The sequence below is a fragment of the Streptomyces sp. SA15 genome, from assembly GCF_002291145.1.
Taxonomy (GTDB): Bacteria; Actinomycetota; Actinomycetes; order Streptomycetales; family Streptomycetaceae; genus Streptomyces.
The window spans coordinates 70,098-83,198 of sequence record NZ_NTGE01000126.1; the positions used below are offsets into that span (position 1 = coordinate 70,098).

General features: G+C 69.2%; 9 protein-coding genes and 1 pseudogene. 3 read left to right on the forward strand and 7 right to left on the reverse strand.

Annotated features, from left to right (window positions below):
• Positions 1-2 precede the first annotated feature (2 nt).
• Positions 3-1,559 carry a Re/Si-specific NAD(P)(+) transhydrogenase subunit alpha gene (locus tag CLM62_RS29340; RefSeq protein WP_095752929.1) on the reverse strand — a complete coding sequence of 519 codons (1,557 nt, stop codon included), beginning with the start codon at positions 1,557-1,559 and terminating at the stop codon, positions 3-5.
• A gap of 256 nt (positions 1,560-1,815) precedes the next feature.
• On the opposite strand from CLM62_RS29340, the gene CLM62_RS29345 reads away from it, so the two are divergent.
• Positions 1,816-2,439, forward strand: coding sequence for a carbonic anhydrase (locus CLM62_RS29345; RefSeq protein ID WP_095752930.1), 624 nt, complete (start codon positions 1,816-1,818; stop codon positions 2,437-2,439).
• Between the two features lie 82 nt (positions 2,440-2,521).
• Here the strand turns inward: CLM62_RS29345 and CLM62_RS29350 are convergent, their stop codons facing one another.
• The 5 genes from CLM62_RS29350 to CLM62_RS29370 form a co-directional block, all read right to left on the reverse strand.
• Complete coding sequence (locus CLM62_RS29350) at positions 2,522-2,758, reverse strand: formate dehydrogenase subunit delta (RefSeq protein WP_179382269.1); 237 nt, start codon at positions 2,756-2,758, stop codon at positions 2,522-2,524.
• A gap of 1 nt (position 2,759) precedes the next feature.
• The gene (fdhF, locus tag CLM62_RS29355) at positions 2,760-5,579 is read right to left on the reverse strand and encodes a formate dehydrogenase subunit alpha (protein ID WP_095752931.1); all 2,820 of its coding nucleotides are present in this window, start codon (positions 5,577-5,579) and stop codon (positions 2,760-2,762) included.
• The gene (locus tag CLM62_RS29360) at positions 5,576-7,144 is read right to left on the reverse strand and encodes an NADH-quinone oxidoreductase subunit NuoF (RefSeq protein WP_095752932.1); all 1,569 of its coding nucleotides are present in this window, start codon (positions 7,142-7,144) and stop codon (positions 5,576-5,578) included. Before CLM62_RS29360 ends, fdhF begins: the two co-directional genes overlap by 4 nt.
• The gene (locus tag CLM62_RS29365) at positions 7,141-7,602 is read right to left on the reverse strand and encodes a formate dehydrogenase subunit gamma (protein WP_257004152.1); all 462 of its coding nucleotides are present in this window, start codon (positions 7,600-7,602) and stop codon (positions 7,141-7,143) included. Before CLM62_RS29365 ends, CLM62_RS29360 begins: the two co-directional genes overlap by 4 nt.
• A gap of 210 nt (positions 7,603-7,812) precedes the next feature.
• Positions 7,813-8,568 carry an acyl-CoA dehydrogenase family protein gene (locus tag CLM62_RS29370; protein WP_095752934.1) on the reverse strand — a complete coding sequence of 252 codons (756 nt, stop codon included), beginning with the start codon at positions 8,566-8,568 and terminating at the stop codon, positions 7,813-7,815.
• Between the two features lie 288 nt (positions 8,569-8,856).
• Between CLM62_RS29370 and CLM62_RS29375 the strand changes: the two are divergent.
• Both CLM62_RS29375 and CLM62_RS29380 read left to right on the forward strand, forming a co-directional pair.
• Positions 8,857-9,042 (forward strand): annotated as a pseudogene (locus CLM62_RS29375) (CoA transferase); the annotation flags it as partial.
• Between the two features lie 317 nt (positions 9,043-9,359).
• Positions 9,360-10,748 carry an OFA family MFS transporter gene (locus tag CLM62_RS29380; protein ID WP_095752935.1) on the forward strand — a complete coding sequence of 463 codons (1,389 nt, stop codon included), beginning with the start codon at positions 9,360-9,362 and terminating at the stop codon, positions 10,746-10,748.
• A gap of 1,349 nt (positions 10,749-12,097) precedes the next feature.
• On the opposite strand, the gene CLM62_RS29390 is transcribed toward CLM62_RS29380, so the two are convergent.
• On the reverse strand, positions 12,098-12,775 hold the full coding sequence (locus tag CLM62_RS29390; protein WP_095752936.1) for a GntR family transcriptional regulator: 678 nt from the start codon (positions 12,773-12,775) through the stop codon (positions 12,098-12,100).
• Between the last annotated feature and the right edge of the window lie 326 nt (positions 12,776-13,101).

A 13,101-nucleotide genomic window follows, 5' to 3' on the forward strand; every position in this document is an offset into this window, starting at 1 on the left:
GCTCAGCCTTTCGAGAACATGGACAGCATGCGGCGGGTGACGGCGAAACCTCCGAAGATGTTGACGCTCGTCAGCAGGATCGCCACGAAGGACAGCGTGGTGACGATCCGGCTCTCGTGTCCGATCTGCAGGAGGGCGCCGATCACGACGATCCCGGAGATCGCGTTGGTCACCGACATCAGCGGTGTGTGCAGCGCGTGGTGCACCTTGCCGATGACGTAGTAGCCGATCACCACCGCCAGCGCGAACACGGTGAAGTTCGCGGCGAGTTGCGCGGGGGCGAAGGCCACCAGCAGGAACATCGCGAGCATGCCGAGCCCGATCAGGGCGAAGCGTCCCACAGGCGACAGTTTCGGTTGCCCGGGCTCGGGCTTGGCGGGCGCGGCCGAGGGCTGCGCCGCGGGCGCGGCCGAGACCGCGACGGGCGGCGGCGGCCAGGTGACAGCGCCGTCCCGCACCACGGTCACGGCCCGCTGCACGACGTCGTCGAAGTCGATGGCCAGCTGCCCGTCCTTGCCGGGCGTGAGCAGCTTCAGCAGGTTCACCACGTTGGTGCCGAACAGCTGGGAGGCCTGTGCGGGCAGCCGGGAGGCCAGGTCGGTGTAGCCGATAATGGTCACGCCGTTTTCGGTCACCACTGCCCGGCCCGCGACCGTGCCCTCGACATTGCCGCCCTGGGCGGCGGCCATGTCGACGATGACGCTGCCCGGCTTCATGACGGCCACGTCCTCGGCCGTCAGCAGGCGCGGCGCCGGCCGGCCCGGGATCAGCGCGGTGGTGATCACGATGTCCACGTCCTTGGCCTGCTCGTGGTAGAGCTCGGCGGCGGCGCGGTCATAGTCGGCGGAGGTCGCCTTGGCGTAGCCGTCGGCGCTCGCCTCCTGAGCGACGTTCGCCGGGAGGTACTCGCCGCCCAGCGACTTCACCTGGTCCGCGACCTCCGGGCGCGGGTCGGTGGCGCGCACGATCGCGCCGAGGCTGGATGCGGCGCCGATCGCCGCCAGACCGGCCACGCCCGCGCCCGCCACCAGGACCTTCGCCGGCGGCACCTTGCCGGCCGCGGTGACCTGGCCGGTGAAGAACCGTCCGAAGACGTGCGCGGCCTCGATGACCGCGCGATAGCCGGCGATGTTCGCCATCGAGGACAGCACGTCCATCGACTGTGCACGCGAGATGCGCGGCACCGCGTCCAGAGCGAGGGCGGTCACACCGGCGTCGGCGAGCGCCTGAAGCAGCTCGGGCTTCTGTGCCGGGGCGAGCAGGGCGACCACGGTCGCGCCTTCCCGCAGCCTGGCGGTCTCCGAACCGGAGGGGGCGTTCACCTTCAGAACGACATCCGCGTCCCAGGCCTCGCCGACCTCAGCGCCGGCATCGACGTAAACCTGGTCGGCGAAGCCGGACGCCTCACCGGCCCCCTGGTCGACCACGACCTCGTAGCCGAGCCCCAGCAGCAGACGCACCGTCGCGGGGGTCGCCGCGACGCGCGTCTCCCCGGGGACGGACTCAGCGACCACGCCCAGGCGCTGGGGAGGATGGTGTGCGGGTTCTTCAGCAGACATGTCCTGTATCTCTCGTCAGAGGAGGGTTAGAGGCAGGTTCTGTGTTCGGGCCCACCCGCGAGGCGGGCTGTGCGGGGGTTTCCGTCGTCAACGCATCATCACGGAAACCTCTCGATCGGACGAGGATAGGAGGATCGAATACTGTATGCAATAGCGACCCGAGTCTGCCTGGTCGAGTCGCCGAGGCTGCACCGGCCCTCACGCTGAACCGCTCCCACCTATTGCATACAGTATGGACTCTCGCCATCCTGATCCCATGCAAAACACTCAGACACTCACCGCGGCACAGGCCCTCGACATCCTCCTGACGGGCAATCAGCGCTTCGCAGACGGAGACCCGAAGCATCCGAACCAGGACGCCGCGTACCGTGCCACTCTGGTACCCGGTCAGCATCCCTTCGCCGTGGTCTTCGGCTGCTCCGACTCACGACTGGCCGCAGAGATCCTCTTCGATCGTGGGCTCGGCGACCTCTTTGTGGTGCGCACCGCCGGCCACGTGCTGGGCCCCGAGGTGCTCGGCAGTATCGAGTACGGCGTGGCCCAACTCGGCTGTCCCCTCGTGGTGGTGCTCGGACACGAGGCCTGCGGAGCGGTCCGCGCCGCGCGCGCCACCGTGGAGGAGGGTGTGGCTCCCGCCGGATACGTGCGCGATGTCGTCGAGCGCGTCACGCCCAGCGTGCTGGCCGCGCGGGCGGTTGGGCTGAGCGAGGAGGCCGACATTGTGAACGAGCACATACGGCACACCGTGGACCTGCTGCTGGACCGCTCACCCGAGCTCGTCGGCGGGCGGGCCGCGGTCGTCGGCCTCTCCTACCACCTCGGCGGCGGGCAGGTACGCCTGGTCACCAGCCGCGGCCCGGACGACGTCGCCGCCGCCTGAGCCCCTTCGGGCTCCGTACACATGCAGCGCCTCATCTTCCCTTCACCACAGGGGAGATGAGGCGCTGCATGTGTCGGGCGGGTCAGCCGGCCGAGGGCTCCCGCGGCCGCCGCAGTAGCTGAGCGGCGGCGAGGACCACGGGATCCAGGCCGTCCGCCCCGCAGTCCACCAGCTCCAGCAGCCGACCGCGCATCCGCGGGTCCCAGAACCGGCGGATGTGGGCGGCGATCGCATCGGCGGCGGTGTCGGCGGGGACGTGGCGGAAGTTGGCGGCGATCTGGTTCGCCATGCGTTGCTCGGGCGGCACGGTGGCGGCCATCTCAGTCCACCCCCGCCGCGAGCCGGCCGGTATCCACGGACTCGGTGGCGTGCCGCCCGAGCGGGTGGGCGAGGCCGACCTGTACGGCGGTCACCTTGTACTCCGGGCAGTTGGTCGCCCAGTCCGAGTTCTCGGTGGTGACCACGTTGGCGCCGGTCACCGGGTGATGGAACGTGGTGTAGACGACGCCCGGCGGCATCCGGTCGGACACCCGCGCCCGCAGCGTTGTGCTGCCGACCCGGCTGGCCAGCGTCACCATGTCGCCGTCGGTGATGCCGCGGTTCTCGGCATCCAGCGGGTGGAGCTCCAGGATGTCCTCGGGATGCCACGCCACGTTGTCCGTACGGCGCGTCTGCGCCCCGACGTTGTACTGGCTGAGGATGCGTCCCGTGGTGAGCACCAGCGGGAAGCGCGAGGTGGTGCGCTCGTCCGTCGGCACGTACGAGGTGACCACGAACTTGCCCTTGCCGCGGACGAACGCGTCGACGTGCATCGTCGGCGTGCCTTCGGGTGCCTGCTCGTTGCACGGCCACTGGACGCTGCCGAGTTTGTCCAGCACGTCGAAGGAGATACCGGTGAAGGTCGGCGTGACCTGGGCGATCTCGTCCATGATCTGGCTCGGGTGGTCGTAGGACATGGGGTAGCCCATGGCCGTGGCGATCTCACAGACGATCTGCCACTCGTGCTTGCCCGTCTTCGGCTTCATCACCGCACGCACCCGGTTGACCCGGCGCTCGGCGTTGGTGAAGGTGCCGTCCTTCTCCAGGAACGACGCCCCGGGCAGGAAGACGTGCGCGAACTTGGCCGTCTCGTTGAGGAACAGGTCCTGCACCACGACCAGGTCCATCGCCTCGAGCGCGGCGGTGACGTGCTGGAGGTTCGGATCGGACTGGGCGATGTCCTCGCCGTGCACGAACAGGCCCCGGAACGAACCGTCGATCGCCGCGTCGAACATGTTGGGGATCCGCAGCCCCGGCTCGGGCAGCAGCGAACGGCCCCACAGCTCCTCGAACACGGTGCGCACCGCGTCGTCGGAGACGTGGCGGTAGCCGGTGAACTCGTGCGGGAAGGAGCCCATGTCGCAGGAGCCCTGCACGTTGTTCTGGCCGCGCAGCGGGTTGACGCCGACGCCGTCGCGGCCGATGTTGCCGCACGCCATCGCGAGGTTCGCCATCCCCATGACCATCGTGGAGCCCTGGCTGTGCTCGGTCACTCCCAGGCCGTAGTAGATGGCGCCGTTGGGCGCCTGCGCGTACAGCCGGGCGGCGGCGCGCAGTTCCTCGGCCGGCACACCGGTGAGGGGCTCGGTGACCTCCGGGCTGTTCTCCGGCAGGGCGACGAACTCGGCCCACTCGTCGAACCCTTCGCACCGCTCGGCGACGAAGGACCGGTCGACCAGGCCTTCGGTGACCACCACGTGCGCCATGGCGTTGATGACGGCGACGTTCGTGCTCGGCCTGAGCTGCAGATGGTGTGCGGCCTCGATGTGCGGCGAGCGCACCAGGTCGATGCGGCGCGGGTCGACCACGATCAGCTTCGCGCCTTCGCGCAGCCGGCGCTTCATCCGCGAGCCGAACACCGGGTGGCCGTCGGTGGGGTTGGCGCCGATCACCATGATGAGGTCGGCCTTCGCCACCGAGCGGAAGTCCTGGGTGCCGGCCGACTCGCCGAAGGTCTGCTTCAGCCCGTACCCGGTGGGGGAGTGGCAGACGCGGGCGCAGGTGTCGATGTTGTTGTTGCCGAAGGCCGCACGCACCATCTTCTGGACGACGTAGACCTCTTCGTTGGTGCAGCGCGAGGAGCTGATGGCGCCGATCGAGCTCGGGCCGTACGTGTCCTGGATGGCGCTCATCTTCCGGGCGACGGTCTGGATGGCCTCGTCCCACTCGACCTCGCGCCACGGGTCCGTGATGTTCTCGCGGACCATGGGCTTCAGGACGCGGTCGGGGTGGGTCGCGTAGCCGAAGGCGAAGCGGCCCTTGACGCAGGAGTGCCCCTCGTTGGCCCCGCCGTCCTTGTGCGGCACCATCCGGACCAGTTCGTCGCCGCGCAGCTCGGCCTTGAAGGAGCAGCCGACACCGCAGTACGCGCAGGTCGTGATCACCGAGCGGGACGGCATGCCGAGCTGGACGACCGACCGCTCCTGCAGCGTCGCCGTCGGGCAGGCCTGCACGCAGGCGCCGCAGGAGACGCACTCGGAGTCCATGAACGACTCGCCCGCGCCGGGGGAGACCTTGGAGTCGAAGCCGCGGCCCTCGATGGTCAGCGCGAAGGTGCCCTGCACCTCGCCGCAGGCGCGGACGCAGCGGGAACAGACGATGCACTTGGACGGGTTGAAGTCGAAGTAGGGATTGCTCAGGTCCGGCGCGGCGTCGAGGTGGTTCTCGCCCTCGTAGCCGTAGCGCACCTGGCGCAGCCCGACGACGCCGGACATGTCCTGCAGTTCGCAGTCGCCGTTGGCCGAGCAGGTGAGGCAGTCCAGCGGATGGTCGGAGATGTACAGCTCCATGACCCCCTGGCGGAGCTTCTCCACCTTGGGCGTCTGCGTCCGCACCACCATGCCGTCGGCGCACGGGGTGGTGCAGGACGCCGGGGTGCCGCGGCGGCCGTCGATCTCCACCACGCACAGCCGGCAGGATCCGAACGGCTCCAGGCTGTCGGTGGCACAGAGTTTGGGTATGTCGATGCCGGCGAGCGCCGCCGCGCGCATCACCGAGGTGCCCTCCGGCACCGTGACGGGCAGTCCGTCGACCTCGACCGAGACCTTCGCCTCGCCGGGCCGTTCCGGAGTTCCGAAGTCGGGCTCCTTGAGCAGTGTCATGCCGTGCCCTCCCCCCTTGCGAGGAAGTCGTCGGAGAAGTGTGTGATGGCGCTGCGCACCGGCATCGGGGTCAACCCGCCCATGGCGCACAGCGATCCGTCGGTCATCAGCTCGCAGAGATCTTCGAGCAGGGCGAGGTTGTCGTCGCGGTCCTCACCGGCCACGATCCGGTCGATCACCTCGACGCCCCGTACCGAACCGACGCGGCAGGGCGTGCACTTGCCGCAGGACTCCTCGGCGCAGAACTCCATCGCGAAGCGGGCCTGTGCGGCCATGTCCACGGTGTCGTCGAAGACCACGATGCCGCCGTGGCCGAGCATCGCGTCGGCCGCGGCGAAGGCCTCGTACTCCATGGGCAGATCGAAATTCGACGTCGGCAGGTAGGCGCCCAGCGGTCCGCCGACCTGCACGGTGCGCACCGGGCGCCCGGTGAGCGTGCCGCCGCCGTAGTCCTCGACCAGTTCGCGCAGGGTGACACCGAACGCGGTCTCCACGATGCCGCCGCGCGCGATGTTGCCGCCGAGCTGGAAGACCTGGGTGCCGCGCGACCGTTCCACGCCGAGTTCCTGGTACGCCTTCGCGCCGTCCGCGAGGATCACCGGCACGGTGGCGAGGGTGAGGACGTTGTTGACCACCGTCGGCTTGCCGAACAGCCCCTCGATCGCGGGGATGGGCGGCTTGGCACGGACCATGCCGCGCTTGCCCTCCAGGCTCTCCAGCATGGAGGTCTCCTCACCGCAGATGTACGCGCCCGCGCCGACGCGGACGTGCAGGTCGAAGGTGAGGTCGGAGCCGAGGATGCGTTCCCCGAGCCAGTTCTTCTCGCGTGCGATCCCGATCGCCGCGCGCATCGTGGCCACCGCGTCGGGGTATTCCGACCGGATGTAGATGTAGCCCTCGCGCGCGCCGACCGCGTGGGCGGCGATCGTCATGCCCTCGATGAGCATGAACGGGTCGCCCTCCATGACCATGCGGTCCGCGAAGGTGCCGCTGTCGCCCTCGTCGGCGTTGCAGCAGACGAACTTCAGCTCGTCGGCGCAGCCAAGGACGGTCTTCCACTTGATGCCGGCCGGGAATCCCGCCCCGCCCCGGCCGCGCAGGCCGGACTCGGTGACCTCGGTGACCACGTCGGCGGGCGGGAGCTCAAGGGCCTTGCGCAGGCCGGCGAGGCCGCCGTGCCGCTCGTAGTCCTCGGGGGAGAGCGGGTCCGTGATCCCGACTCTGGCGAACGTGACCCGTGACTGGCGGGCCAGCCAGGGGAGTTCGTCCACGACACCGAGCCGCAGCGGGTGGTCCGCCCCGTCCAGGAGGCCGGCGTCCACGAGGCCCGCCACGTCCGAGGGCGCCACCGGCCCGTAGCCGATCCGTCCCTCGGGCGTGACCACCTCGACCAGTGGCTCCAGCCAGAGCATCCCGCGCGACCCGTTGCGCACCAGCTCGACCGGTCGGCCCTGAACGGCCGCCGCCGTCCGGATCGCGTTCGCCACCGCGTCCGCGCCGACCGACCGCGCCGCCGAATCGCGGGGCACGTACACCGTCACCGGGGAGTTCGAAACCTGAGTCACGATGAGACCGCCTCGTCCAGTACCGAGCGCAGGCGATCCGCGCTCATGCGTCCGAGCACTTCGCCGTTCACCTCGACGGACGGCGCCAACGCGCAGTTGCCGAGGCAGAAGACCTGTTCCACGGTGACCGAACCGTCGGCGCGCGTCTCCCCCAGGGAGACGCCCGTCCGGTCACGGGCACAGGTCACCAGGGCGTCCGCGCCGAGGGCCTGACAGGCTTCGGCACGGCAGATGCGAACGGTCGTACGGCCGGCCGGCTCGCTGCGGAAGTCGTGGTAGAAGGACACCACGCCGTGCACGTCCGCCCGGGACACGTTGAGTTCGTGGGCAAGCAGCGCAATGGCCTCTTGCGGCACGTAGCCGAGTTCCGCCTGGATGGCGTGCAATATCGGAAGCAGCGAGCCGCGTTGCCCACGGTGGGCGGCCACAATCGCATTGATGGCGGCCTCCGTCGTCACGTCCCTGACGCTCGTCGTCATGGTTCCTCCGCCTGACCGTCGCGCATGTATGAATCCCTTGACTGACCGGATGGATCCCGGGGGTGATGATCGACGGGCCTGGCCTTGACCGACCTGCTCGTCCGACATGTGCGCCCCAGCGATTGGTCCACACGTCGAATACTGTATGCAGCCTTCAATATCCGCGTCCACCGCTGGGAACGTCGGATGTCAGGCGAGTGCCTCGGCGCTGACCGGCTCGGCGGCCGCCGAGCCGGTGGCCGGCAGTGCGGCCAGCCACTCGAGAACGGTGCCCAGTACGTGATCGCGCCTGCCGCCCTCCTGCCCGAGCCGCGCGCTCGCCGGGACCAGCACGGGGTCGGCGCAGACGGTGGACGCGCCACTGCCGCGCGGGCCCGCGCCGTTGGGCCGCGTCGGCACGAACAGACCTGGTGCGTCCGCTGGGACCAGCCAGAGGGCCGGCCTGCCGCTTCCGTCGACCGGCAGGGAGGACCAAATGTAGCTGTCGGCCTCGCCCGCCCCGACGACATCGCGTTTCCGGGCGCGGAGTGCCACCACATCGCCGGTACGCGTCGCCGTCGAACCCGCCGGCGGAGCCGCGCCGCCCGGTCCGCCGCCGTCGCCGACGTCAACCAGAGCGAGGGTGCTGAGGTGATGGCCGTCGGCGACCCTCCGGCGCAGCCAAGGGGTGCCGTATGCCTCGATGCAGGCAACCGCGGCGTAGTGAGAGCGGAGAACAGCGCCAGTGGCCGGGCAGACGCGAGACACCTCGGTCACGACCTCGGCCGCCTCGACGAGTCCGAGGCCGCCGCCGCCGAGGTAGGCGGAGACGGTGAGTCCGAGCAGTCCTGCCTCCGCGAGGGCGGCCACTGAGGTGCGGGGAAACCTCTCGCTTGCGCTGGTCTGCTCGGCGGAGGGCTCGATGGTGCTGCTCAAGACATAGGAGAGAGCGGAGCGGTACGACATGGAGCGGCTCCCTAGGAGTCCGGGCGAGCGGGGAGCCTGCCAAGCATCCCCGGGATTGCATACTGTATGCCATCCCTCTCGTTGTTGCCACGGGTGCGCATGTCCGCGCTGGCGTCGACGTGACCGGGTCGACTTCTATGCCAGCCCTTTAGACGTTCTTGTGGAAAACCTCAATTTCCACGGGGGGTCACCGGGATCACGCGAGCGTTAAGGTCCCTAGCCAGCGCATACAGTATTCAGCTCTTTTCCTGCCGTCGCTTTCCGCGACGAACGAGTGAGGTGACCCCGGTGACCACCGAGACCGTCACGATTCCGCAGCCAACCCGGCCTCCCAGGACCCTCGACGGTGTCCGCGTCCTGGACCTGACGCACGTCCAGTCCGGTTCCTCCGCGACCAAGCTGCTCGCGTGGCTCGGTACGGACATCAGCAAGCCGGAGACATCGGCCGGTGACATCACGCGCAGGCAGCTGCGCCCGCCGGTCGAGGTGACGACCTCACCGCTGCCCGGCGAGCACGACGAAGAGTTGCGCCTGCTGAAGTCGAACGGCGTGATCTGAGCATGCTGCGGTGCCGCCGCCACTCGGCGAAAGCGACCCGGCATCCGCCGCTTCCGACACGGCGACGCGGGCCCCCGCTGCCGCCACCCAACTCCCGATGGCGCGGACCGTCATGACCGGTCCGCATCACAGGTCCGGCTCGGGCGCCGCTGCCCAGGGCCAGACCTCCCCGCACTGCACACGGAGTACCGACCAGGGGGCGCTGGTGAGTCTCTTGAGCAAGGGGAGATGACATGACAACCGCATCATCCACACGACCCTCATACCGCGAGGTCACGGATGTCAACGGACGCGTATACCGCGTCGGCGAGAGCGCCAGAGAACTTCTGGGCGGCCCGCGCCTGCTGATGGTGCTGCTCCCGTGGGTGGCCATGATGGCCATCAGCGTCGCGGAATACGCCTTCGGCTCGGCCGAGGAGGTTCTGTCCTCGGCCCATCACTGGTCGTCCACCGACACGTTCTGGGTTTTGGGTGTGTGGACGGTCTTCCAGGCGGGGGTGGCCTTCCCGACGGGAAGGCTGCGAGAACGCGGGATCCTCACGGCCCGCGGGGCCACGCTCACCGGAGCCGTCCTGGCCGGACTGGGATTCTTCGCCCTCAGCTACGCGCCGAACGTGGCGCTCGCCATCCTGGGATTCGGTGTCCTCGGTGGCACGGGCGCAGGCATGGTCTACTCGACCTGCGTCAACATCGTCGGCAAGTGGTATCCGGAACGGCGCGGTGGCAAGACCGGCTTCGTCAACGGCGGATTCGCCTACGGGTCCGTACCGATGATCTTCGTGTTCACCTACTCCTTCCACACCGGCAACTACCGCGCGGTGCTCGACTGGGTGGGCGTCTACGTCCTCGTGTTGGTCGCCATCTGCGGCTGGTTCCTCAAGGACCCGCCCAAGAACTGGTGGCCCGAGGAGGTCGACCCGCTGCAGTACAGCAAGGCGGCCAACGACAAGGCGCTGTCCAAGAACCCCCCGGCCGTGCGGCAGTACGAGCCGATGGACGCGATCCGTACCGGAATGCTCCCGCTGATGTGGTTCTGCCTGGTGCTGGCCTCGGGGGTGTCCATCTTCGGCATTTCCTTCCAGGTTCCGTTCGCGAAGGAGATCGGGTTCGGTCCACTGGTGGTTGCCTCGTCGATGGGCATCATGTCCATCATCAACGGCACCGGCCGCGGAGTGACCGGCTGGGTGTCCGACCGGCTCGGACGGAAACAGACCCTGATCCTGGTGGTCGCGATCGAGGGGCTGTCGCAGTTCGGTGTCCTGTGGGCCGGCGACATCCGCAGCGAACCGCTGTTCCTCTTCTTCGCCTTCATCTCCGGTTTCGGCTCGGGCGCCTTCTTCCCGATGTTCGCCTCGCTGGTCCCGGACTACTTCGGCGAGAACAACAACGCCCAGAACTACGGGCTGGTGTACAGCTCCAAGCTGGTCGGCGGGCTGGCCGGCAGCGGGTTGGGCGCGACGGTCGTCGCGGCGTGGGGCTACTCCGGGGCGTACATCCTCGCCGGGTGCCTCGGGCTGGCGTCGGCGGCACTCGCGCTGCTGCTGCGGCAGCCGGGCCGCCCCGCAGCGCGTCACGTCCAGGTGGGCTCGCTGCAGGCGAGCAGCGAAACGGCCTCGGCCTAGGGCCTGTTGCGAAAGTCCCGCCTGCCCCGCGGCGTCCGGCACGTACTCTCGCCGCACCGGGCACAAGCCCAAGTACATCCAGTACGAGGGCTTGCACCCGGCACGCCGAGAGCACGCACCGGACGCCGCGGGGCCCGCCCTCCGGGCGAACGACAGGACTTTCGCAACAGGCCCTAGCCGGCACCATCGCGCACGGCTGACGGCCGCCCGTCGCGGTCCGCTTCCGCCCAGTCGCGGACGGGCCGCGGCGGGCGGTTGCCCGCCTTCGGCGTACACCCGCCGGCGCAAGGCATCCCCTTGTCACCGACGGCGTACTGCCGCCATCTGTCGGCAACGGCTGAGTTTCACCCGTTGCCGAGACCATCGGCGGGATCGCGTGCGCCGGTGGCCGTCGGCGTGTGTGCTCGGTGTGCCCGCGCCTCAGTTGCTGCGCCCGCTACTCGTCACCCGCCGTGATGGCGTCGATCAGTGCCCGGTACTCGTCTCAGGACCAGGCGCCGCAGGGGCGGGTACGGGCGCGACCACGGCATCGACGACATCGGCCTTCAGAGCCCGCTGACCCGCCTGTCACGACGCGCGCAGCCGCGTCGTGGCCTTCGGGGTGGCGTTGACCGCCGTCGGCGTCGCCGACTCGGTCTACGGCTGGCGGGATACGCCGAGGTGTGCGGTGAGCTCGGTCTCGACCGGAGCCAGGCTCCGCTCCTCCGTAGCTCACCGTACGATTGGCGTTGTCTACAGTCTATCGTCTACAGTCTCGATCGGTCAGCGGATCGGATGCGCCCTCGCTCGCTCGCGACCGGCGCATATTGGACCGTCCGCCTCGGCGAGCTCCTGTTCCACCCTTGCCAGGCGAAGGTCGTATACTGTAGACAAACCCTGACCACCTTTTGAAATACGGCCGCCCTCGAAAGCGGCAGGAACGCGCAGTGAAGGACATGGTGCGACGGAAGAGGTCCCGGCATCGCCTTACGCCCAGGCGAGTTCACCTGGCGCCGCGGGTCTCCGGTCAGCGCCGAGTGCCTGGCCGCCGTGACGGGATCGACCCTCGTCGGCGACCGTTGCAGCACCCCCAAAGAACGTGTACACGGACGAGCGCGCGGCTCAGCGCACGGATTGCCTCCGTGGGCTGACAGGCGACTCGGCGCGTGACACGGGCGCGGGACCGGTCGGCGGGTGCGCCCCCTGGGCCGACCGGTCCCAGCGTCACAGTCCTGAACGCAGGTCTCGTCACAGGGCCGCCGCTCATGTCGGCACATCGAGCTGGTGCGCAACGACCCGACGGCATGCCCTGGCTGGAGCCGGGGCTACCGCCGCCTCCGGCGGATGACCGTGAGGGCGGCCGAGGTCCTTCAGTCTTTGCGCAGCAAGGTGCGGTAGAGCTTTGTGGTGCGGTCGGCGTGCCGGCGCATGATCTTGCTTGCTTTGTCCGCATCGCCGTTGGCGATGGCCTCGACGAGCTGGGCGTGCTCGGTCCAGGCGTCCTTGCCGCGAGGCTTGGCGATGGGCGTGTAGTACCACCGGACGCGTCGGCTCACCAGAGAGATCAGCTGCATCAGTACGTTGTTGCCGGCGAGGGAGGCGATGTGGTCGTGCAGGGCCGTATTGGCTGCCACCAGCCGCTCGGCGTCATCGGCGGCGATCGCCTCCATGCCCTCCTTCTGCAGCTCCCGCAGCCGCTCGATGCCGGCGGGGTCGGCGTTCTGGGCGGCGAGCTGAGCCGAGTAGCTCTCCAGTACTGCGCGGACGCTGAGCAGCTCCTCGACCTCCTCCTGTGAAGGACTGTGCACGAAGGCGCCTTGGGCGGGACGCAGGTCCACCCATCCGTCGGTGTGCAGGCGCTGCAGCGCTTCGCGGACCGGCTGGCGGCTCACTCCCAGCTGCTCGGCGAGTTCGCCCTCGACCAGGTGCTGGCCGGGCTTGAGGGTACCGCTGATGATCAGCTCGACCAATGCGTCGTAAACGGCCTGACGCAGCGGGGCAGGGCGAGCGACGCGGCGGGAGACCGCCGCAGTCAGGGACTCGCTCAAGGCGGCCCTCCGAATCTTGAGTCGAAGAAGCGAACGCTTGTCCAGGTAGCAGCCTACTGGCTTTGGTATGCAATGTGCAAACTTCCCGTTGGCCGCATGGGTGTGCGCGGGGGTGCCACGGGCGGCCGGCAGGCTCCGGATGGACGACGGTGTGTGGGCAGCGAAGGCCGCGCTGGATGTTCCGGGGACGGAGTGCGAAGCGGTGCCTGCCGGCTCACGCGGGCAGACGGTGAGGTCGATGCCAAGCCCCAGCATTCACACTTGCGACGACGACTCGGCCGCCGATGGGAACACCTTTGATGGCGAACCGTCGACCCGATGGCCGT

Excerpts from the sequence above, each read along its gene's own strand:
- CLM62_RS29340 (WP_095752929.1), bottom strand. The coding sequence starts at position 1,559 with ATGTCTGCTGAAGAACCCGCACACCATCCTCCCCAGCGCCTGGGCGTG.
- CLM62_RS29345 (WP_095752930.1), top strand. The coding sequence starts at position 1,816 with ATGCAAAACACTCAGACACTCACCGCGGCACAGGCCCTCGACATCCTC.
- CLM62_RS29350 (WP_179382269.1), bottom strand. The coding sequence starts at position 2,758 with ATGGCCGCCACCGTGCCGCCCGAGCAACGCATGGCGAACCAGATCGCC.
- fdhF (WP_095752931.1), bottom strand. The coding sequence starts at position 5,579 with ATGACACTGCTCAAGGAGCCCGACTTCGGAACTCCGGAACGGCCCGGC.
- CLM62_RS29370 (WP_095752934.1), bottom strand. The coding sequence starts at position 8,568 with ATGTCGTACCGCTCCGCTCTCTCCTATGTCTTGAGCAGCACCATCGAG.
- CLM62_RS29380 (WP_095752935.1), top strand. The coding sequence starts at position 9,360 with ATGACAACCGCATCATCCACACGACCCTCATACCGCGAGGTCACGGAT.